Source organism: Micromonospora sp. NPDC005299 (genome assembly GCF_042872345.1).
Taxonomy (GTDB): domain Bacteria; phylum Actinomycetota; class Actinomycetes; order Mycobacteriales; family Micromonosporaceae; genus Micromonospora.
The window spans coordinates 552,677-573,254 of the sequence record NZ_JBIAKG010000003.1; the positions used below are offsets into that span (position 1 = coordinate 552,677).

A 20,578-nucleotide genomic window follows, 5' to 3' on the forward strand; every position below is an offset into this window, starting at 1 on the left:
GGCCATCCCTTCTTACCCCTGGCGCGAAGTGGTAACCGCCGCGATGTATCGAACCGATACATCGCACGTTAGCGGAGACGCATGATCAGGGCAAACCTGGATTCTGCGGTTCTGCCGTCACGGATCGTGACCATGGTCGCCTCACCCCGCCGGACCGCGTACCCTTTCCCGCATGCGTACGCAGCGCCAGGTCGTCGACTACTCGCTCCAGAAGCGAGCGGTGCTGCGTGAACTCCTCACCGGGCGGATCGGCACCTACGACGTCTGCGACGCCTCGCCGTACCTGAAGAACGCCGCCCGCTTCCACGGCGAGCCCACCGACGAGCGCTGCCCGATCTGCCGCAGTGAGAACCTCATCCACGTCCACTACATTTACGGCGACGAACTCAAGCAGTCGGCCGGCCAGGCGCGCACCCGGGCGGAGTTGCCGGTGCTGGCCATGACGCTGCGTGAGTTCCAGGTGTTCGTGGTGGAGGTGTGCCCCGGCTGCGACTGGAACCATCTCGTCGAGCAGTTCCTGCTCGGCCGGGACGGGCTGGCCGGCGGCACGGAGGACGCGGTGGAGCGGGAGACCGCGACCGGCTCCACCCCTCGGCGAAGGCGAGAGGCGCAACGGTGAACCTGGCTGTCCCGATCGATCCCGGCCCGACCCCAGGGCGGGACGACCGACAGTCACTAGGTCTGAATGGTCCGAATAGCTCGGATTTGACGCCTGCGCCCCGGCACACCCGGGGTGTAGCGTCTCGTGTTCCATCTCACGGCAACCCGGTGGCGGCGCGCCCGCGCCCCACCGCGACCGGCAGGGTGTGAGGAATGAACTACGGCGATCCCAGTTCTTCGCGTGGGCGGGCCCAGATCCCGGGCCCGAACGGCGAGCCCGGTTCTCCCGGGAGCCCGCACGGGAACGGCTGGTCCTCCGGGTCCGACGGCGCTGCCTCGGCCCGGGCCTCCGTGACGCCGCGCGGCTCCGCGTCCGGTGGCCGGGCCTCGGTCGGCGGCGCGGCCCCGGCACCTCGTGGCGCCGCCGGCTCGGCCTCGGTGGGCCGTGCCGGCCCGGGGCGCGCCTCCGTGCCCGTCTCGCCGGCCCCCGGCGGTGCATCGGGGCGGGCCGGCTCCGGGCGGGCCTCCGTGCCGGTGTCCCCGGCCGGCCCCGCCGGGCGGGCCTCCGTCGGCGCGGCGAGCGTCGGCACGGCCGGGCGGGCGAGCGTCGGTTCGGCGGCAGTGGGTGGCCGGGCCGCGGTGGCCCGCGCCGGGGTGCCCGGCATGGCCGGTGGCGGCCCCGGTGGGCCGGGCGGCCCGACCGGCCCGGGTCGCGGGGGTCGCGGCGGCCGCGGGGACGACCCGGCGTCGCGGGCGCGGGCGAAGAAGCGCCGGCGCATCAACATGATGATCGCCGGGTTCGCCGTCTTCATCATGCTCGCCGGCATGGGCGTGGTCGGCTTCACCTGGTACTCGCAGAAGGTGCTGCTGCCCGAGGACACCATCCCGCCGCTGTCGACCACCATTTACGACAAGACCGGCAAGACGGCCATCGCCAAGATCGGCGACCAGAACCGGCAGCTCGTCACCATCAACCAGATCCCGGAGTACGTCCAGCACGCCGTCGCCGCGGCCGAGGACCGGAACTTCTACCGGCACTCCGGTGTGGACTACAAGGGCATCGCCCGGGCCGCCTGGAACAACATCAGCGGCGGCGACAAGCAGGGCGCCTCGACGATCACCCAGCAGTACGCCCGCAACGCGTTCGACAACCTGAACCAGGACACGTACGGCCGCAAGGTGAAGGAGGCGATCCTCGCCTCCAAGCTGAACGACCGGTACGACAAGAAGACGATCATGCAGCACTACCTGAACGTGATCTACTTCGGTCGGGGCGCGTACGGCATCCAGGCGGCGGCGCAGACGTACTTCAACAAGGACGTCTCCAAGCTGACCGTGGCGGAGGCCGCCGTGCTGGCCGCGTTGATCAAGCAGCCCGAGCCGAGCACCACGCACAAGGGCTACGACCCGGCGATCAACCAGGAAGCCGCGCTGGACCGGTGGAACTACGTCATCAGGGGCATGATCACCGAGAAGTGGCTCGACGCGCCGAACATGCCGCCGCATCCCACCGAGTACCCGACCAAGACGCTCCAGAAGCCGAAGAAGAACAACGGTGGCGGCTTCGGCATCGACACCCCGTACGGCAACGTCGTCAACTACGTCGCGCAGGAGATGCGCGAGATGAACCTCTGCACCGACAACGAGGCCGAGGTCACGCTGAACAAGCCGCTCTGCGCGAAGGCGCTGAGCCGGGGCGGTTACCGGGTCACCACCACCATCGACACCAAGATCCAGGCGGCGGCGCTCGAGGCGGCGCAGCGGGCCAAGAAGGGATCCGAGCTCTACAAGCAGCCGGCGAATTTGATGGCGGCCATGGTGTCGATCGACCCGAGCAACGGCGAGGTGCGGGCCTACTACGGCGGTGACAACGGCACCGGCACCGACTACGCCGGTAAGAACTACGACAACGGCGTCGTCAGCGGCGGCCACTCACCGGGCTCAAGCTTCAAGATCTACACCCTGGCGGCGGCGCTCAAGGCCGGCATCTCCATCAAGTCGCGGTGGAAGGGCTCGGCGTTCACCCCGAAGGACACGAAGTTCAAGGTCAGCAACGCCGGTGCCGACCGGGTCTCCTGTGGCGACTCCTGCACCCTTGAGCTGTCGACGCTGAAGTCGCTGAACGTGCCGTTCTACTACATCACCGAGCAGATCGGCCCGGACAAGGTGCTTGACATGGCCAAGCAGGCCGGCGTCACCACCATGTGGCGCACCGACACCGATCCGGCCAAGGCGTACGACCTCACCAAGGCGGACCCGAAGGATCTGGCCCCCGCGCCGTTCTTCCACGTGATCGGCTACGGCCAGTACCCGATCACGGTCCTCGACCACGCCAACGGTGTCGCCACCTTCGCCAACCAGGGCGTCTACAACAAGGCGCACTTCATCAAGAAGGTGGAGAAGCAGAACCCGAACACCGGCAAGTGGGACCTCGTCGGGTCCCCCAAGCTGAAGTCGCAGCAGCGCATCCCGAAGGACATCGTCGCCGACGTCACCTCGGTGCTGGAGCAGTACCCGGCCAAGTCGTCCCACCGTCCGCTTGACGACGGTCGGAAGGTCGCTGAGAAGACCGGTACCTGGGAACTCAACGAGAAGACCACTGATAACGGTGACGCCTGGATGATCGGCTACACGCCGCAGCTCGCCACCGCCGTCTGGGTCGGTAACAAGGGCGACCGCAAGGCGATCGAGGACAAGGACGGCAACAAGATCAGCGGTGCGAGGATGCCCGGTGCCATCTTCCAGCGCTTCATGAACGACGCGCTGAAGGGCGAGGACAAGCTGGACTTCCCGCCGGCCGCGCACGTCGGCAAGGACGACGCCGGCAACGGCGAGCAGCCGCCGCCGGAGGTGCCGCTGCCTGGTCAGCCGGGCCAGCAGACCTGTGACCCGCTGGGCCTGTTCTGCTCGGACGGCAACAACGGTGGCGGCAACAACGGCGGCGGCAACAACGGCGGCGGCGGCAACACCGGGCCCGGCCTCCCGCCGGGACCGGGCGACACCGGTGGTCGCGGCGGCGGTCTGCTACCGAGCACACCACCGACCCGCCAGACATACTGACGACCACGGCCTCATGAACGGCGGCCGGACCACCCGGTCCGGCCGCCGTCGGCGTTTCGCGTAGCGGAATTTGTGTGCGCGAGACGGGACGGCGGGGCCCGGCGTACGGCAGGATGCCTCTCCATGAGCACCCAGTCGACGGCAGGCATCGACGAGAACGGGTCCGACCCACAACACCAGCTCGGCGCGTCCGCGGCCGCGCGACGACCTGGAGCCGTCGTGGACCACCCGTCCCGCTCGGACGGCTTCGTCCGCGGCGCCGCCGAACTGATCGGCGGCCCGCTGGGCGACCATGCCGTCGCCCTGGACCGGCCCGCCGGCCGGGAGGGCCGGTTCTGGACCGCGGCCCGGATCGTGCTGGCCCTGGTCTGCCTGACGCTGGCCCTGCACTGGGTGCAGAAGTCCCCCTGCCAGGACGGTGCCTGGCAGAACAACGTCCAGTACACCCGGATGTGCTACACGGACGTGCTGGCCCTCTACTACGCCGAGGGACTCAACGAGGGCAAGGTCCCCTACGCCGACCACCCGGTGGAGTATCCGGTGCTGACCGGCTACTTCATGGGCGCGATCGGCCTGCCGGTGCACGCCCTGGGTGTGGACAATCCCGGCATCAACCAGGGGCAGTGGTTCTACAACCTCAACGCGCTGGTGCTCAGCGCGCTCGCCGTCGCCACCGTCGCGGTCATCCTCAGCCTGCGCCGCCGACGACCATGGGACGCCGCCCTCTTCGCGCTCTCGCCGGCCCTGGTGCTCACCGCCACCGTCAACTGGGACCTGCTCGCCGTCGGGCTGGCCGCGTTCGGGCTGCTGGCCTGGGCGCGCCGCCACCCCGCCTCCGCCGGCGTGCTGCTCGGCCTGGCCGGGGCGGCGAAGATGTGGCCGCTCTTCCTGTTCGGCCCGATCCTCGTGCTCGCCCTGCGCGCCGGCCGCCTGCGGGCCGCGCTCACCGCCACGGCCACCGGCGCGGCGGCCCTGATCGCGGTCAACCTGCCGGTGGCGATCCCCTACCGGGAGAACTGGGAGCGCTTCTTCGATTTGAACACCACCCGGCCGATCGACTGGGGCACGCTCTGGTACATCGGCCGCTACCTGGACGGCAGGATCAGCCCCTCCGCGCCCGGTGACCTCGGGCCCTTCGAGTGGCTGAACGCGCACATCTCCGCCCTCAACTGGCTGTCGTACCTGCTCTTCGGGCTCGCCTGCCTCGGCGTGGCAGCGCTGGCGCTGCTCGCACCGCGCCGGCCCCGGCTCGCCCAGCTGGCGTTCCTGGTGGTCGCCGCCTTCCTGATCTTCAGCAAGGTCTGGTCCCAGCAGTTCGTGCTCTGGCTCCTGCCGCTGGCGGTGCTCGCCCGGCCCCGCTGGGGCGCCTTCCTGGCCTGGCAGTTCGCCGAGGTCTGCTACTTCGCCGCCTTCTACGGCGAGCTGCTCGGCGCGGCCACCACCCGGCCGGTGTTCCCCGAGGGCGTCTTCGTGCTGGCCGCCAGCCTGCGCCTGATCACCGTCGCGGTGCTCTGCGGGTTCGTGATCCGGGACATCCTGCGCCCCGAGCGGGACGCGGTGCGGGACACTTACGCGGACGACCCGGACGGCGGGGTGCTCGACGGCACGCAGGACGCGCCCTGGTACCAGCGCTGGCGGCACGGCGCCGCCGCCGACCGCCCCGCCGAGGCGGTCACCGCCTGACCGGTGGAACCGATCAGAGGCGGTAGACCACCGCGTCGCCGACCTCTTCCCGGGTCACGCCCAGCCCGTCGACCGGCCGGTCGAGCATCCCCTCCCACGGGGTGCCGCCGAGCCGGTCGCGGAGCACCACCACGTTCTTCACGCCCAGCCGCCGCAGGTAGTCGACGCTGCCGAAGTCGGGAAAGCTGACCGTGGCGTCGCGGACCTGGGCCTGGGAGTTCGGGGTGAAGCCGCTGCCGCCGTTGACCATCCGCTGGAACCGGTCGGTCGACCAGAGCATCACCGGCTGGTCCAGGTTCTGGCTGCTGGGCAGCACCAGCATGGGCCCGTCCACCGTCCGCATCACCGCCGGTTGCTGTGGCGCCACCGGATGCGGCGTCACGTTCAACCCCTCCACCACGACCAGCAGCAGCGGCACGAGGGTGGCCAGTCGCAGCCACGGGCCCGGCCACGGCGGGACCCGCTCGGCGGCGAGCTCGCGTACGCGGGCGCAGAACGCGGTGACCGCGCCGGCCGCGAGCAGGCCGAGCAGAAGGGTGGTCCAGAGCATCATCCGGCCCGGCGTCCGCAGCCCGTTCCAGCCCGGCAGGTGCTCGAAGAGCGGCACGTAGGTGAACCGGCCGCCGAGGAACCGGGTGCCCATGGCCAACGCCATCGTCAGCAGCACCCCGGCCAGCAGGAAGAGCCGGTGGCGGACCCGCCAGACCGAGAAGAAGAGGCCGCCGGCGGCCAGCGCGTAGAGCACGAAGCCGGGCAGCAACGTCATCTCCGGGTGCCAGGGCAGCACGGCGCGGGCGCCCTCGTGCAGCTCACCCCAGATCCGCGACTCCGCCGGGGCGGTGAAGAACCCGCTGGCTGGCGGCGAGTAGAGCTGGATCTCGCCCAGCGTCCGCGCCGCGTTCGGGTGCAGCTCGGCGACCTTGAAGTACGGCACGGCCAGCAGCGCGCCCACCGCGGCGAAGACCAGCCCGCCGAGCAGGTCGGCGAGGAACAGCCGCCAGCCGAACGGGCGCTTCACCCAGCGTCGCCGGACGAACCAGACGACCGCCGAGACCAGCACGACACCGGCCAGCAGGTACGCGAACGGCAGCCCGATGCCGAAGCCGAGGCTGAGCTGCCAGGCGGCCACCAGCCAGCCCGCGAACGCCCAGCCGGCGTGCCGGCGCCGCGGCCGGTAGCCGTGCCGCAGCGACCAGCCGTGGCCGCGGGCGAGCATGGCCAGCGCCAGCGGGATGCCGCCGTTGGAAAGAATGTGCAGGTGCCCGGCCTGGGCCAGCAGCCACGGGGCGTACGCGTAGCTCGCCCCGGCCACCGCGCCGCCGATCCGCCCCGCGCCGAGCTGCCGCGCCAGCGCGTACGCCCCGAAGGTGGCGAGGGCGTGCGCCAGCACGAACATGATGTTGTAGCGCAGCAGGGCGTCCTCGGGGCCGACCCCGATCATGCCGGCCGGGGCGTACCCGAGCAGAGTGTCGGAGAAGGCGAAGCTCCCCGACTCGGGGAAGAACGTGTTCGAGTTCCACAGCTGCGCCGGGTCGGTCAGCAGGATGTGGCCGGACCAGGCCAGCTGCCAGGACTGGAGGCTCGGGTCCCAGTAGTCCTGCGGCAGCGTGTAGCGCGGGTAGCGCAGCGTGGGCCAGGTCATCAGCACGGCCAGCGCCAGCGAGGCGACGGCGGCCAGGGTCCACTCGTGCACCAGGGCGCGGCCGACCGTGCGGACCACCCGGCGGGGCCGGCTGAGCACGGGATCGGGCGCGGGACCGAACGCCGTCCAGGGATCGGCCGGCTTGTCCCCGTCCTTGCCGTCGGCCCCGGTCTCGCCGTCCTTTCCCGCCGTGCCTGGCGCGGCCTCGCCGTCGATCTCGGCCCGGCTTTCGGGTCCGCTCTCGCCGGTCCCGGTGTCGGTCCCGGCCCTGTCGGTCCCGCTCTTGTCGGTCCCGGCCCTGTCGGTCCCGCTCTTGTCGGTCCCGGCCCTGTCGGTCCCGCTCTTGTCGGTCCCGGTCTCGTCGGTCCCGGCCTTTCCCGTCCCGGCCTTGGCGCTGCTTCCGGCCTTGTCGCGGTTCCTGGCCTTGCGGCCGGTCCTGGCCTTGCCGTTGGGTCGGGCCGCGTCGTCGGCTCGGGCCGCGCCGTCCGTTCCGGCCACCTCGGCGGCGTCCCCGGCGACCGTGCCAGTGCCGCCGGCGGTGGCGGTCGCGGCGGTCTCCGCCGCGGCGGCGCCCTCGGCGCGGTCACCGTTCCGGCCCACCTCGGCGGCCGGCGGCGGCGCGTCCCCCGGCCCGGTCGAGGTCGCCTCCGATGCACCGCCCGCCGTGGCGCCCTTCTTCCGACCCCGTCGACGGACGGTCGCCTTCGGCTTCGCGCCGGACGCGCTGTCGCCCGTGGCCGCGGCCGGGTCGCTGTCGGCCCGGCCGCCGGTCGCGTCGGACTGCTCGGTGGTCATGCCGTCGGACCCAGCTGCCCGCGCAGGAACGCGATGTCGGCCGCCTGACCCTCGGTGCCGCCGGGGGTCTCCACGATCACCGGCGCGCCCGCCGCCCGGATCACCGCGACCACCAGCTCCGGGTCGATGGTGCCGCCGGTGAGGTTGTCGTGCCGGTCCTGGCCGGAGTTGAACGTGCCCTTGGAGTTGTTCGCGTGGATCAGGTCGATCCGGCCGGTGATCGCCTTCACCCGGTCGACCAGCCCGAGCAGCTCCTCGCCCCCGGCGTGCGCGTGGCAGGTGTCGAGGCAGAAACCCACCTCGTAGTCGCCGAGCGCGTCCCAGAGCCGGGCCAGCGCGTCCAGGTGCCGGGCGCAGGCGTTGTCGCCGCCGGCGGTGTTCTCGATCAGGATCGGGAGCGGGAAGCCGCCGGAGTCCGCCGCGTACGCGAAGGTCTTCCGCCAGTTGTCGAAGCCGACGCCGAGGTCGTCGCCGGCGTTGACGTGGCCGCCGTGCACGATCAGCCCCTTGGCGCCGACCGTGGCCGCGGCGGCGGCGTGGCCGAGCAGCAGTTTGCGGCTGGGGATGCGGATCCGGTTGTTCAGCGTGGCCACGTTGATGACGTACGGCGCGTGCACGTAGAGGTCGACGTCGGCGGCCCGCAGGCGCTCGGCGTCCTCCCGCGGCTTCGGGGCCTTCCAGCCCTGGGGGTCGGCGAGGAAGAACTGCACCGCCTCGGCGTCCCGGGCGGCCGCCTCGGCCAGCGGGTCGGTCGGATCGACGTGGGCTCCGATTCGCATGCAGGGCAGCCTACGTCGCGCCCCTGACGAGCGGGGCTCCCGCGCGCGGGGGTTCCGTGGTACGGATCGCGTCACCACCCGGCCCGGTGGTCGTTGTCCGAGGTGGGATCGATGGTCGACGCTCCGGCCGGACGCGGGTCCACAGCGCGTACGACGAAGCGGAGGCCCCCGGCAACGGGACGCCCCGCCGTGCGGCCCGGCACGACGGGGCGGGATCCGGCTCGTCAGACCCGAAGGCTGGCCCTGGAGCCAGTCCGGCGAATTCCTCCATTTCCCCCAAGAGGTGACGAGAGCCGTTGTATGGTCAGACCAGGTAACAACACGATAAAGCTCCGCGGGGCGTCCTCGATCCAACCTCATCGGTGTGGTCGTTCCTCCCCAGGTCCCACCCAAGGAATGCGGACGGGACGCCCCGCGGCCCCGTGGACAGGGGTCCACCTTCCGGCACGCGACGCCGGAGGTGGGCCCCTGTCGCCGCGTCCGGACGCCGAGGGCGACCGGCCCGGGCATGATCGTCCGGACCGGGTATCCTGGTCCGGTTGTCCGCGTCCGGCCGGGTTCCCCCGGTACCGGCACGGGCCACGACGCACGACCTCCTGCCACGGAAGGACCGTGGCCGCTTAGCCCACAGGAGGTGAGCACGTCTTGCGTCATTACGAAGTCATGGTGATCCTCGACTCCAGCCTCGAGGAGCGCACCGTCGCCCCGTCGCTCGACACGTACCTGAACGTGATCCGGACCGCGGGTGGCTCGGTGGAGAAGACCGACGTGTGGGGCCGCAGGCGCCTCGCGTACGAGATCAACAAGAAGGCCGAGGGCATCTACGCCGTCATCGACCTCCAGGCGACGCCGGAGGCCGTGGCTGAGCTGGACCGTCAGCTCCGACTCAACGAGTCGGTGCTGCGCACCAAGGTCATTCGCCCGGAGATGCGCTGAGCATCTAGACCCGGCACGTCCGGATCAAGCCTCATCGACGCTGTCGGAGGGCTCTGAGAGCCTGTAGGGCACAGAGATGAGTGCGCGAGGAGATGGTCATGGCAGGAGACACCACCATCACGGTCATCGGCAACCTGACCGATGACCCCGAGTTGCGGTTCACCCCCTCCGGGGCGGCGGTCGCCAAGTTCCGGGTCGCCTCGACGCCCCGCTTCATGGACAAGGCGTCCAACGAGTGGAAGGACGGCGAGCCGCTGTTCCTCTCGTGCACGGTCTGGCGGCAGGCCGCCGAGAACGTCGCCGAGTCGCTGCAGCGCGGCGCCCGGGTGATCGTGTCCGGCCGGCTGCGTCAGCGGTCGTACGAGACGCGCGAGGGTGAGAAGCGCACCGTCATCGAGCTGGAGGTCGACGAGATCGGCCCGTCGCTGCGCTACGCCACGGCGAAGGTGCAGAAGATGTCCCGCTCCGGCGGCGGCGGAGGCGGCTTCGGTGGTGGCGGTGGTGGCGGCCAGGGTGGCGGCGGAGGCAACTTCGACGACCCCTGGGCCTCGGCTGCACCTGCTCCCTCGCGCGGTGGTTCGGGCGGCGGAAACTTCGACGAGGAGCCCCCGTTCTAATGGCGCCGAGCGCCCGCGATCGCAAACCAGGAGCAAGATCAATGGCCAAGGCTGCGGCACTTCGCAAGCCGAAGAAGAAGGTGAACCCGCTCGACAAGGACGGGATCACCTACATCGACTACAAGGACACCGCGCTGCTGCGCAAGTTCATCTCCGACCGCGGCAAGATCCGCGCTCGGCGGGTGACCGGCGTGACCTCGCAGCAGCAGCGGCAGATCGCCCGTGCGGTCAAGAACGCCCGCGAGATGGCGCTCCTGCCGTACACGGCCACGGCCCGCTGAGAGGAGGCACCGACATGAAGATCATCCTGACTCAGGAGGTGTCCGGCCTCGGTGCCCCGGGCGACATCGTCGAGGTTAAGGACGGCTACGGCCGTAACTACCTGCTGCCGCAGGGCTTCGCGATCGCCTGGACCAAGGGCGCGGAGAAGCAGGTCACGGTCATCCAGCGGGCCCGCGCGGCCCGCGAGATCCGCGACCTCGACCACGCCAACGAGGTCAAGGCCCAGATCGAGGGTCTGAAGGTCAGCCTGAAGGCCCGCGCCGGCGACGGCGGGCGGCTCTTCGGCTCGGTCACCCCGGCCGAGATCGTCGACGCCGTCAAGGCGGCCGGTGGTCCGACCCTGGACCGTCGTCGGCTGGAGCTGTCCAGCCACATCAAGTCGCTCGGCGCCTACCCGGTCAGCATCCGGCTGCACCCTGAGGTGACCGCCAAGTTCGACCTGAACGTGGTCAAGGGCTGACACCCGAGAGCACGACGGAAGGGCCCGCACCGACACCCGGTGCGGGCCCTTCCGCATGTCGGGGGGTGGACGCCGGTCGCGGCGTCACCCGATCGGCTGGCCCGTCACCGCGCTGATCACCACGGTGGAGAGCCCGCCGCCCACCACGGCCGACGCCAGCGCCACCGTCGCCGACCGCCACGTCGTGCCGACCCGACGCAGCACCACCGCCACCACGAGACTGCTCAGCAGCGCCAGCCCGAACCGCGGCGCCCCCGCCACCAACGAGGCGATGGCGTGTGCACGTGGCGAGTCACAACCGCCCCCGGTGATGTCGGTGACGCACCCCGCCGGGGGCTGGCCATCGAGGAACAGCAACCCGACGACGAGCAGCAACGCCGGCACCACGTAGCAGGCGGCCGTGTAGAACAGCGACCGCAGCGGCCCACCCGGATCCGGGTCGAGCAGGTCGTCCTCCAGCGGGCGGCCCCACGACCCGCCGCCGACCGTCTCCACCCGCCGTCGCAGCGTCGACGCCCCGGCCCGCCCTGCCACCACCGGCTCCACCGGCCGGCGGCGGGGCGCCGGACGCGGCGCGGTGGAGGCGACCATCGGCGACCGCGGGGCCGACGGCGGCGTCTCCGTCCAGCGGGGATCGTCACCGGCCAGCCGCGTCCCGGACCAGAACGCCTCGGCCCGCTCCGGCGACGCCCAGCCCTCCCGGGCCGGTAGCGGCGGCGCCGTCCGGTCCCAGTGGTCGACCTCCGCGTACCGGTCTCCGGCGCCGGTCTCCCGGACCCGGTCCCACGGGCCGGGGTCGGCCTGCCGGTCCCACTGGCCGGTGTCGGTGAAGCGGTCCCACTGGCCCGTGTGTTCCGTGCGGTCCCAGCGGCTCTCCGCCTGATCCCACCGGCTGGCGGTGGCGGAACGCCCCCACGCGTGCACGCCCGACGCGTCCCACGGGTCGACCGCCGGCTGTTCCGCCGGGTCCGGCTCGGCCGCCCGGCCGCGCTCCCACGGGTCCACGGCCGGCCGCGACCACGAATCCGCCGCCGCGCGCCGGCTCCGCCGGGTCGGCCGCTCGGCGTCCCACCGGTCACCGTCGTCGCCCGACTCGGGCGCCTCCTCCAGCCCCGACCAGGTCACCTGCGGCCGCCGTGTCGCCGCGCGACGCGGCCGGCTCCGCGGGGCCACCCCGGAAACCGGCTCGCCCTCGATCCCGTCGGCCCGCCGGCTCCCGACATAGCCCTGACCCTGCGGGGTGTCCAGAGTCCACTCGGCGGTGTGCTCGGACACCGGGCCGGCGCCGATGGCCCGCAGGTCGCGGCGGTCGTCGTCGCGGCGCCAGTCGGTCTCCGCCCGCCAGCCCCCACCCGAGTACGGCGGCTCGACGTCCTCGTCGTCGTCGCGAGCGGCGTGCCGACCCCCGCCGTCGGCCCGACGGATCCCGGATTCCAGCGCCCACCGGGGAAGATAGGCGTCGACGGGCTCGCCCTGGCCGCGCTCGACGGCGCGCCGACGGCTCGGCGTGCGGTAGCTCTCGGGGGTGGACGACTCGACCGGGAGCGGACCGGCGGGAGCGTCCCAGGAGGCGCTCGGCCGGCGCTCGCGCGGGCTGCCCTCCCCGCTTCCCCAGTCCCGGTTTCTCACGGCGGGAGAGTGACCCTTCTCAACCGAAAATGCAATCCGCTGTCCAGGTGTAGCCGTTCGCAGAGATAGTACGGGACGAACGGCGCCCAAGCTCGACCCGAAATCTTCCGTCCACAGGGTGGGGATCGCGAAACCCCAGGTCAACGTCGAGCGCGCCCAAATTCCCCATCACTTATCCACACCCTGTGCACACCCTGCGCACATGCCTGCCCACCGGCGTCCACAGGTTGTCCCGAGGCTCGTCCACCGGTGCTGTTGAGCGGCTGACCTCGGGTTCCGTATCGTGGTCCCCCGACCGTCCGGGCGATGGCCCCCGATCGACCGGAGGGTCGTCGGAACTTGTCACACCCTGGCGGTAGAGCTGGATCCGATCCGACGCAGCAAGGGGGGAACCCGTGTCGGTCACCGACGAGACGCGCTCGGAGCGGGCCGGGGGGCCACCGCCCGCGCCGGCGCAGCGGGACGGCCAGTTCGAGAAGACCCCGCCCCAGGACGTGGCCGCCGAGCAGTGCGTCCTCGGCGGGATGCTGCTCTCCAAGGACGCCATCGCGGACGTCGTCGAGATTCTCAAGTCGAACGACTTCTACCGCCCGGTGCACGCGACCGTCTTCGACGCGATCCTCGACATCTACGGTCGCGGTGAGCCGGCCGACCCGATCACCGTGGCCGCCGCGCTCGCCGACTCCGGCGACCTGGCCCGGATCGGCGGCGCGCCCTACCTGCACACGCTGATCGCCAGCGTCCCGACCGCCGCCAACGCGGCCTACTACGCCCGGATCGTCGGCGAGCGGGCGGTGCTGCGCCGGCTGGTCGAGGTCGGCACCCGGATCGTCCAGCTCGGCTACGGCACCGGCCAGGGCGGCAGCCGGGACGTCGACGACGTCGTCGACCTCGCCCAGCAGGCCGTCTACGAGGTGACCGAGAAGCGGGTCAGCGAGGACTTCGCCGTCCTGGCCGACATGCTCCAGCCGACGCTCGACGAGATCGAGGCGGTTGGCGCGCAGGGCGGGGTGATGACCGGTGTGCCGACCGGCTTCAGCGACCTCGACCGCCTGCTCAACGGCCTCCACCCCGGGCAGCTCATCATCGTGGCCGGCCGGCCTGGTTTGGGCAAATCGACCGCGTCTATGGACTTTGCCCGAAATGCTGCTATTCGGGCCAACCAGGCGGCGGCGATCTTCTCCCTGGAAATGAGCAAGGTCGAGATCGTCATGCGACTCCTCTCGGCCGAGGCGCGCGTGCCGCTGCACGTGCTGCGTAGCGGCCAGCTCTCCGACGACGACTGGACCAAGCTGGCCCGCTGCATGGGCGAGATCAGCGAGGCGCCGCTCTTCGTCGACGACACGCCGAGCATGAACCTCATGGAGATCCGGGCCAAGGCGCGGCGACTCAAGCAGAAGCACGACCTCAAGCTGATCGTGGTGGACTACCTCCAGCTGATGACCTCGCCGAAGCGCACCGAGAGCCGGCAGCAGGAGGTCGCGGACCTGTCCCGTGGCCTGAAGCTGCTGGCCAAGGAGGTCGAGTGCCCGGTGATCGCGGTCAGCCAGCTGAACCGTGGTCCCGAACAGCGCACCGACAAGCGACCCCAGCTGTCCGATCTGCGGGAATCCGGCTCGATCGAACAGGATGCCGACGTCGTCATTCTGTTGCATCGCGACGACTACTACGACAAGGAGTCGCCGCGCGCCGGGGAGGCGGACCTGATCGTTGCCAAGCACAGAAATGGACCGACTGACACGATCACGGTTGCCGCCCAATTGCATCTTTCGCGATTTGTCGACATGGCCATCGTCTGACCACGCCGGCTGGTCGCCTCTCCTGCTCGCGGAACGATTGCCGCCCGCCTACCTGCTGCTTGACCGCCGTGCCGAATGAAGCCGTCAGCCGAGCAGGGGGAACCAGCCGGCGGCCTCGCCCAACTCCAGCCGGTCGCGGTCGGTGAGCGGCACCCGGCCGGTGGCCTTGAGCAGGTAGTCCCGGTCGTCCCAGCCGGTCGGCCGGACAGCCTCGTCGCTGAGCAGCCCGTCCACCGTGGCCACCGCCACCCGGGTGGGGGCCTCCGCCGGGAGCGGGGCGTCGGGCAGGTCCACCACCAGGTCGAGGTGGTGGATGACCGCCTCGGTGATCAGGGTGGCGAGGAAATCGGGTACCCGCAGCACGTGCCCCTGCGTGGTCACGTGCCCGTCGGGATCGGCGGCGGCGGCCGCCCGGACGGCGGCGGGCGCGGTGTCGGACCAGATCCGCACCACCCCGCTGGGCCGGTCGAAGGCGGCGGCGGAGCGGCGCGCCCACCAGGCGTGCTTCACGCTCGCCTCGTCGTCGCCGCCGGGCGTGAACGCCCGCCAGTAGCTGACGTCGTCGACATCGGCCGGGCCGGATGCCGGGCTGGCGAGGGCGACCAGCGCCCGTTGCGCGTCGCAGAGCACGTGGAAGAGCAGGTCGGCGACGAGCCAGCCCCGGCAGCGGGTGGGCCGTTGCAGGCCGGCGTCGTCGAGTCGGGTGACGACGGCGGTGATGCCGTCGTACGCCTGCGCCAGCGCCTCGTGCGGCCGGATCGCGCTCATGCCGTGCAGCCTGCCACGGCGTGGCGGAGTCGGCACGACGGTGACGCCGGGCCGGTGGGTCGCCGGCCCGGCGTGGCGAGGGTCAGTCGAACAGTTCGCCGAGGAAGCCGCCGTGCTTCTTCTTGCGGCGGTAGTGGCCGTGGTAGCCGTAGTGCTGCTGGCCGTACGCGGGCTGCGCGTAGCCGTGGCCGGGCGGCGGCGGAGGCGGCGGGACGGCGCCGTAGCCGGGCTGGTGGGGAGCGGCGGCGGGCGGTGGCGGCGGGGGCGGGGTGTAGCCGCCTCCGGCCGGCGCGGCCTGCCGCGCGCCGTGCTGCTGGTTCCAGTTCGCCTCGGCCTCGAACAGCTTCTCGAGCTCGCCGCGGTCGAGGAAGATGCCGCGGCATTCGCCGCACTGGTCGATGATCACTCCGCTGCGCTCGTACTGGCGCATCTCTCCATGGCATTTGGGACAGGTGAGCTGCATGACACCGAAGGTACCCGGTGGAATCACGCGGTGGCGGTGAGCGCCTGTGTCACCTCGTCGTCGGCGACCTCGTGGAAGTCGTCGTAGTAGGCCCCGACGGCCATGAAGTCGGGCGGCACCTGGGGGCAGATCACCTGGTCGGCCTCGGCGGCGAGCATCTCGTACGCCTGGTCGGAGCCGACCGGGACGGCCACCACCACGCGGGCGGCGCCCAGGTGCCGGGCCACCTGCACGGCGGCGCGGGCGGTGGCGCCGGTTGCCAGCCCGTCGTCGACGATGACGGCGATGCGCCCGGCCAGGTCGAGCTGCGGGCGGGCACCCCGGTAGAGCTGCTCGCGGCGGTCCAGTTCAATCTGCTCGCGCCGGCGTACCTCGGCGCGTTCGTCCGCGTCGATCCGGTCGGCGACCATGTCGTTGAGCACCTGCACCCCGCCGGGGCCGAGCGCGCCGTACGCCACCTCGGGGGCCAAGGGCATGCCGAGCTTGCGGACCACCAGCACGTCCAGCGGCGCGCCGAGCCGTTCGGCGATCACCTGGGCGACGGGCACGCCGCCGCGGACCAGCCCGAGGACGATGACGTCGGGTCGCCCGGTGAGGTCGCCGAGCTGGTCGGCGAGCATGCGTCCCGCCTCGGCCCGGTCGCGGTAGGTGGTCATGCCTCAGGTCTACGCCCTCCGGCCGGGCCGCGCCGGCCAGTTGCCCGGAAAGGCGGTCCGGGAGCGACCTCGGGGCGGTGCTCCGCGAGCGCGAGGGCGGGGGCGAGGACCAGCAGGGCGATCGGGTAGAGCAGGTAGCCGAATCGGGTCGAGGGCATCAGCAGGATCGCGGCGAGCAGCCCGTACCCGCAGATCAAGGCTGTGGCGGCGGCGGTGCGCGGCGGGCGGCGCAGCAGCCGGGCGGCGATCGCGACCCCGACGGCGGCCAGCAGCGCGGCGGCGACCAGCCGGCCGGCGGGCAGCGCGCTCGCGATCAGGTGGCCGGGGAACGGGGACTGCGCGGGGCTGGTCACGAGGCCGTGCCCGAGCGGGAAGCGCAGCACGTTCTCCACCAGGGCGTCGCGGTCGACCAGCAGCACGGGGAGCAGCGCGAGGACCGGCAGGCCGAGGGCCCCCACGGCGGTGCGCAGGCCGGCCCGGCGGGTGGCGGCCCAGCAGACCAGCACGACCGCCACCGGCCAGGCGAACAGCTTCAACGCGCCGGCCGCGCCCACCGCGAGCCCTGCGCGGCCGGGCCGGCCGGCGGCGGCGAGGGCGAGGGCGAGGAGGCAGAGCGCGAGTACGGGGAGGTCGTCGCCGCCGGTGGCCAGGGTGAGCGCGCAGATCGGCAGGACGGTGGCCGCCTGCGCGGCACGCAGCACGGCGGCGGCGGGCCGGGGTGCGGTGGAGCGGGCGGTGGTCCGCACGGTGCTCACGGCGGCGGCCAGCGCCAGCGCGGTGACCAGGGCGAACCAGACCCGCGCGTCGGTCCACCAGACGTCGACGGCGGCCCGGGGCAGCCCGAACAGCGCCATCCCGGGCTGGTAGGGGGTGTAGCCGAGCAGTTGCTCGCCGGGGGGCAGGGCGGCGATCGCGTCGTGCCCGAGGTAGGGGGTGCCGTGCTCGGCGAGCCGCGCGCCGGCGTGCTCGACCACGACCACCTCCTCCTGCGCCCGGTCGGTCCGGCCGCCGGCCCGCTGGATGCTCTGGGCGACCACCGGCAGCAGGGCGGTGCTGGCCCAGGCGAAGCCGGTGACCGCCCAGCGGGCGGGCAGCCCGGCGAGGGGGGTGCCGGGATGCCGGCGTCGGGTCAGGAGTTGGACGGTCGCGGCGAGCGCCGCCAGGGCGTAGCCGATGGTGGCGAGGGTGCCCCAGGCGCGGTGCGGCAGCAGCGTGGAGGTGGCGGCGGTGACCGCGGCGAACAGCGCGGAGACGGCGTAGAGGCCCACGTCGAGGGCGAGGCCGCCGGCGGCGGTGTCGATCGCCTGCCAGCGGCGGAAGGCGGGGGCGGTCCGGTCGGCGTCGGCGGTCACGCGGGCCAGTCTGGCAGACCGGGACCGCGTCCCGGCCTGCGGATCTTGGCCGACGCCGATGGTCAGGAGGTGGCGGTGCGGCTGCGACCACCGCCGGCGCGGCGGCCGGGCAGGCGGATCACCGCGCCCGCGTCGTGCAGCGGCGGCGCGAGGGCGCCCGGCCGCCCACCGGCGCCCCGCTGGAGGGCGGCGAGGAGCGTGCCGGACGGCAGTGGCCGGGCGAACAGGTGGCCCTGCCCGGCGGCACAGCCCAGCTCCCAGAGCGCCCGCCGCTGCGGCTCGCTCTCCACGCCCTCGGCCACCACGGTCAGGTCGAGGCTGCGGCCCAGGTCCAGCGTGGAGCGGATCACCGCGGCGGCCTCGGTGGCGCTCTCCATCGCGGTGACGAAGCTCCGGTCGATCTTCAGTTCGTGCACCGGGATCCGGGAGAGCAGCGAGAGCGAGGAGTAGCCGGTGCCGAAGTCGTCCAGGGCCAGTCGTACGCCGGAGTCGCGGAGCCGGCTGAGCACCCGGTCGACCACGTCGAGCTGGCTGAGCGTCAGCGTTTCGGTCAGCTCCAGCACCAGCCGGTCCGGCGGCAGGTCGTGCGCCCGCAGCCGGGCCAGCACCGCCCCGGGGAAGCGGGCGTCGAGGAGGCTGCGCGGCGACACGTTCACCGAGACCGGCAGGTCGAAGCCGGCGTCCCGCCAGGAGCCGGCGGCGATCAGCGCCTGGTCGAGGATCGCCTCGGCGAACGCGGGCAGCAGCCCGGAGCGCTCGACCGCCTCCAGGAAGCGCAGCGGGTCGATCATGCCGTGTGTCGGGTGGTGCCAGCGCGCCAGCGCCTCCGCGCCGATCACCTCGCCGCTGCCCAGGTCGACGATCGGCTGGAAGTTGACGGTGAACTCGTGGTCGGCGACCGCCCGGGGCAGCTCACCGCCGAGGGTGAGCCGGCCCAGGTCGGCGGTGTCGCGGGTCGGGGCGTACGTGGCGATCCGCTGGCCGGCCCGCTTGGCCTGGTACATCGCCACGTCGGCGCGGCGTAGCAGCTCGGGCATCCCCCCGCTGGCCGGGGCGACCGCGATGCCGCCGCTGGCCTCCACGCTGATCCGCATGCCGTCCAGGTCGAGCGGCTCGTGCAGCGCGGTCAGCAGCGCCTCGGCCCGGTGCGCGGCCACCGCCGGGGCGGGCAGGCCACGCAGCAGCACGGCGAACTCGTCGCCGCCGAGGCGGGCCACCAGGTCGTCCGGGCGGGCCGCGCCGCGCAGCCGGTCGGCGACCTGCGTCAGCACCCGGTCACCGGCGCCGTGCCCGAGGGTGTCGTTGACCTCCTTGAAGTGGTTGAGGTCGATCAGCACCAGGGCGGTGACGCCGTCGGCGTGCCGGTTGGTGAGCTGCTCGGTGCCCTCGTCGAGCAGGTGCCGCCGGTTCGAGAGCCCGGTGAGCGCGTCGTGGGTGGCGGCGTACGCGTGCTCGTCGGCGATCCGGGCCAGCTCGGCGTACGCCTGGGCGTTGCGCACGGCGGTGCAGAGCGCCGAGGCGAAGGTGCGCAGGGTGTACTGCTCGCGCTCGGACAGCTCGACCGGCCCGGCGAACCGCAGGCGCAGCACGCCGATGTCGGCGTTCTGGTCGTGCCCTTCGAGGCGCGTGGTGAGCACCGAGCCCTCGATCGCGCTGGGTGTGCCGGCCGGTCCCCGGAGGGTGATGGCGCCGCCGGCCCCCCGGACCAGGCGCCCCTCCTCGCGCAGCTCGATGTCGACCTCGTCGGCGGAGAAGAGTTCGGTGGCCTGGGTGACCGCGGTGGTGAGCACCTGGTCGAGATCGACCACGTTCAGCGCGTCGGTGGTGCGGGCAAGGCGCTGCCAGGCCTCCCGCTCGGCCCGGCTGCGCACCCGGCTGGAGTTGGCCAGGTGCAGGCTCAGGACGAGGGGCGGGACGACCACCAGGAAGGTCGGGTTGATCCGGAGGATGAGCAGGGTGGACAGGACCACCGAGAAGCGGGCGAGCACACTCGCCAACCGGAGGTCGAGCTGCTGCCGGAAGCGGTTGAGGATCGGCGTTCCGGTGGCGAACGCGAGGACCGGGAACATGAGCAGCTCGTCCAGCACCACGACCGTCAGGTAGGCCAGCACCAGGGCGGGCAGGGAGCGGCTGATCGACCCGGACCACGGCCAGGTCCAGCCGGCGGCGACCAGCACCAGTCCGCCGGCGGCGGCCAGCGTCATCTCCTTGGCGATGCCGAAGGCCAGTTTGATGGCGGGCAGCCGGGTGATCGTGCGGGCGATCGCGACGCCCAGGCCGGTGGCGACGATCACCCACGGCACGGGGGCGACGGCCAGCCCGATGACCGTCGCGGCGTCCGTCCAGGAGATGCCGTGGGTGGTGGCGCGGATGCGGATCCGGACATTGACGGTCGCCGCGACGGCGACAAAGAACGTGAGTGCGGCGGCCCGGGTGAGGTTGGGCTCGGTCACCAGGCCGCGGCTGTCAATCAGTCGGAGGCTGACCAGCGTCGAGACCCCGGCGGCAAACACGACGAGACCGACTAGCAGCAGCAGCCGCCGATCGGTCCCATTGTCGCGTGCAAGGGTGCGAGTCACGTAATGGCCTCCACCGCGCCCATCCCGTAGCGGTGCGTGCACCCGTACTGTACGGCGCGCTCAAGCGGCCGGGTAGGCCCTCACAGCCAGTCGTTGCCGCGCATCTGCTCTACCCTTCGCTCGATCCTGCGGAGCCGTTGTCGCCGACCCCCACCGACGCAGGACAGCTTATGGCGTTTAGGCCGAGTTGGTAACATTAGATGTCCATATGCGCAGAATGCGCGAATGACGCCGCCTCTTGTCACTCACTGTCTTTGCCTGAAGACTGAACGCATATTCGGGGCGACGTTCCAATGGGATTATCGAGTCCCCCATGCGCGATGTCTCTAGTCGTTCGGGCACTGGGTTGCATCACACGCCGCAGATCCACGGACCGGAAAAATGTCGTCGCTCTCTGATATCTTTTGAAGTCGTGCGGTGGATCGCGCACTATCTTCCGTTAAGACGTCTTCCGCATATATTGGCGGGAAATGCAATG

Annotated in this window: 16 protein-coding genes; 8 read left to right on the top strand and 8 right to left on the bottom strand. The window is 72.1% G+C overall.

The window, feature by feature from the left end; all coding sequences use genetic code 11:
• Positions 1 to 172: 172 nt before the first annotated feature.
• The 3 genes from ACFYPD_RS12065 to ACFYPD_RS12075 all read left to right on the top strand — a co-directional run bounded on the left by ACFYPD_RS12065 (position 173) and on the right by ACFYPD_RS12075 (position 5,343).
• The gene (locus ACFYPD_RS12065) at positions 173 to 619 is read left to right on the top strand and encodes a DUF5318 domain-containing protein (RefSeq protein ID WP_387111850.1); all 447 of its coding nucleotides are present in this window, start codon (positions 173 to 175) and stop codon (positions 617 to 619) included.
• Positions 620 to 813: 194 nt separating this feature from the next.
• A complete protein-coding gene (locus tag ACFYPD_RS12070; protein WP_387111853.1) occupies positions 814 to 3,660 on the top strand; it encodes a transglycosylase domain-containing protein in 2,847 nt (948 codons plus the stop codon).
• A 123-nt stretch (positions 3,661 to 3,783) separates the two neighbouring features.
• The gene (locus ACFYPD_RS12075) at positions 3,784 to 5,343 is read left to right on the top strand and encodes a glycosyltransferase family 87 protein (RefSeq protein ID WP_387111855.1); all 1,560 of its coding nucleotides are present in this window, start codon (positions 3,784 to 3,786) and stop codon (positions 5,341 to 5,343) included.
• 13 nt (positions 5,344 to 5,356) lie between these two features.
• Here the strand turns inward: ACFYPD_RS12075 and ACFYPD_RS12080 are convergent, their stop codons facing one another.
• Positions 5,357 to 7,780 carry a hypothetical protein gene (locus ACFYPD_RS12080; protein ID WP_387111858.1) on the bottom strand — a complete coding sequence of 808 codons (2,424 nt, stop codon included), beginning with the start codon at positions 7,778 to 7,780 and terminating at the stop codon, positions 5,357 to 5,359.
• Positions 7,777 to 8,559 (bottom strand): deoxyribonuclease IV, encoded by a 783-nt coding sequence (locus ACFYPD_RS12085; protein ID WP_387111860.1) that lies wholly within the window; start codon positions 8,557 to 8,559, stop codon positions 7,777 to 7,779. Before ACFYPD_RS12085 ends, ACFYPD_RS12080 begins: the two co-directional genes overlap by 4 nt.
• A 645-nt stretch (positions 8,560 to 9,204) precedes the next feature.
• Here ACFYPD_RS12085 and rpsF point away from each other — a divergent pair.
• The 4 genes from rpsF to rplI all read left to right on the top strand — a co-directional run bounded on the left by rpsF (position 9,205) and on the right by rplI (position 10,854).
• Entirely contained in the window at positions 9,205 to 9,495 is a 291-nt protein-coding gene (gene rpsF, locus ACFYPD_RS12090; protein ID WP_067301247.1) for a 30S ribosomal protein S6, read from the top strand.
• An 80-nt stretch (positions 9,496 to 9,575) separates the two neighbouring features.
• Positions 9,576 to 10,112, top strand: coding sequence for a single-stranded DNA-binding protein (locus ACFYPD_RS12095; protein ID WP_387111863.1), 537 nt, complete (start codon positions 9,576 to 9,578; stop codon positions 10,110 to 10,112).
• Positions 10,113 to 10,153: 41 nt separating this feature from the next.
• Positions 10,154 to 10,393, top strand: a complete 240-nt coding sequence (rpsR, locus tag ACFYPD_RS12100; protein WP_007073789.1) for a 30S ribosomal protein S18 — start codon at positions 10,154 to 10,156, stop codon at positions 10,391 to 10,393.
• Between the two features lie 14 nt (positions 10,394 to 10,407).
• Complete coding sequence (rplI, locus tag ACFYPD_RS12105) at positions 10,408 to 10,854, top strand: 50S ribosomal protein L9 (RefSeq protein WP_387111866.1); 447 nt, start codon at positions 10,408 to 10,410, stop codon at positions 10,852 to 10,854.
• 84 nt (positions 10,855 to 10,938) lie between these two features.
• Here rplI and ACFYPD_RS12110 read toward each other — a convergent pair whose 3' ends face one another.
• Positions 10,939 to 12,483, bottom strand: coding sequence for a hypothetical protein (locus ACFYPD_RS12110; protein ID WP_387111868.1), 1,545 nt, complete (start codon positions 12,481 to 12,483; stop codon positions 10,939 to 10,941).
• Between the two features lie 395 nt (positions 12,484 to 12,878).
• On the opposite strand from ACFYPD_RS12110, the gene dnaB reads away from it, so the two are divergent.
• The gene (dnaB, locus tag ACFYPD_RS12115; RefSeq protein WP_387111871.1) at positions 12,879 to 14,282 is read left to right on the top strand and encodes a replicative DNA helicase; all 1,404 of its coding nucleotides are present in this window, start codon (positions 12,879 to 12,881) and stop codon (positions 14,280 to 14,282) included.
• A gap of 84 nt (positions 14,283 to 14,366) precedes the next feature.
• Here the strand turns inward: dnaB and ACFYPD_RS12120 are convergent, their stop codons facing one another.
• The 5 genes from ACFYPD_RS12120 to ACFYPD_RS12140 all read right to left on the bottom strand — a co-directional run bounded on the left by ACFYPD_RS12120 (position 14,367) and on the right by ACFYPD_RS12140 (position 20,100).
• On the bottom strand, positions 14,367 to 15,050 hold the full coding sequence (locus tag ACFYPD_RS12120) for a maleylpyruvate isomerase N-terminal domain-containing protein (RefSeq protein WP_387111873.1): 684 nt from the start codon (positions 15,048 to 15,050) through the stop codon (positions 14,367 to 14,369).
• Positions 15,051 to 15,132: 82 nt separating this feature from the next.
• Positions 15,133 to 15,513, bottom strand: a complete 381-nt coding sequence (locus ACFYPD_RS12125) for a zf-TFIIB domain-containing protein (protein WP_387111876.1) — start codon at positions 15,511 to 15,513, stop codon at positions 15,133 to 15,135.
• A gap of 23 nt (positions 15,514 to 15,536) precedes the next feature.
• On the bottom strand, positions 15,537 to 16,169 hold the full coding sequence (locus tag ACFYPD_RS12130) for a phosphoribosyltransferase (protein WP_387111879.1): 633 nt from the start codon (positions 16,167 to 16,169) through the stop codon (positions 15,537 to 15,539).
• On the bottom strand, positions 16,166 to 17,521 hold the full coding sequence (locus ACFYPD_RS12135; protein WP_387111882.1) for a glycosyltransferase 87 family protein: 1,356 nt from the start codon (positions 17,519 to 17,521) through the stop codon (positions 16,166 to 16,168). The genes ACFYPD_RS12130 and ACFYPD_RS12135 overlap by 4 nt, the downstream gene beginning before the upstream one ends.
• Before the next feature lie 62 nt (positions 17,522 to 17,583).
• Positions 17,584 to 20,100 (bottom strand): putative bifunctional diguanylate cyclase/phosphodiesterase, encoded by a 2,517-nt coding sequence (locus ACFYPD_RS12140; RefSeq protein WP_387111884.1) that lies wholly within the window; start codon positions 20,098 to 20,100, stop codon positions 17,584 to 17,586.
• Between the last annotated feature and the right edge of the window lie 478 nt (positions 20,101 to 20,578).

Bases quoted from the DNA above. Each gene is read 5' to 3' on its own strand.
- ACFYPD_RS12125 (WP_387111876.1), bottom strand. From the start codon at position 15,513: ATGCAGCTCACCTGTCCCAAATGCCATGGAGAGATGCGCCAGTACGAG.
- ACFYPD_RS12085 (WP_387111860.1), bottom strand. From the start codon at position 8,559: ATGCGAATCGGAGCCCACGTCGATCCGACCGACCCGCTGGCCGAGGCG.
- ACFYPD_RS12120 (WP_387111873.1), bottom strand. From the start codon at position 15,050: ATGAGCGCGATCCGGCCGCACGAGGCGCTGGCGCAGGCGTACGACGGC.
- rpsR (WP_007073789.1), top strand. From the start codon at position 10,154: ATGGCCAAGGCTGCGGCACTTCGCAAGCCGAAGAAGAAGGTGAACCCG.
- ACFYPD_RS12070 (WP_387111853.1), top strand. From the start codon at position 814: ATGAACTACGGCGATCCCAGTTCTTCGCGTGGGCGGGCCCAGATCCCG.
- ACFYPD_RS12080 (WP_387111858.1), bottom strand. From the start codon at position 7,780: ATGACCACCGAGCAGTCCGACGCGACCGGCGGCCGGGCCGACAGCGAC.
- ACFYPD_RS12075 (WP_387111855.1), top strand. From the start codon at position 3,784: ATGAGCACCCAGTCGACGGCAGGCATCGACGAGAACGGGTCCGACCCA.
- ACFYPD_RS12130 (WP_387111879.1), bottom strand. From the start codon at position 16,169: ATGACCACCTACCGCGACCGGGCCGAGGCGGGACGCATGCTCGCCGAC.
- rplI (WP_387111866.1), top strand. From the start codon at position 10,408: ATGAAGATCATCCTGACTCAGGAGGTGTCCGGCCTCGGTGCCCCGGGC.
- ACFYPD_RS12065 (WP_387111850.1), top strand. From the start codon at position 173: ATGCGTACGCAGCGCCAGGTCGTCGACTACTCGCTCCAGAAGCGAGCG.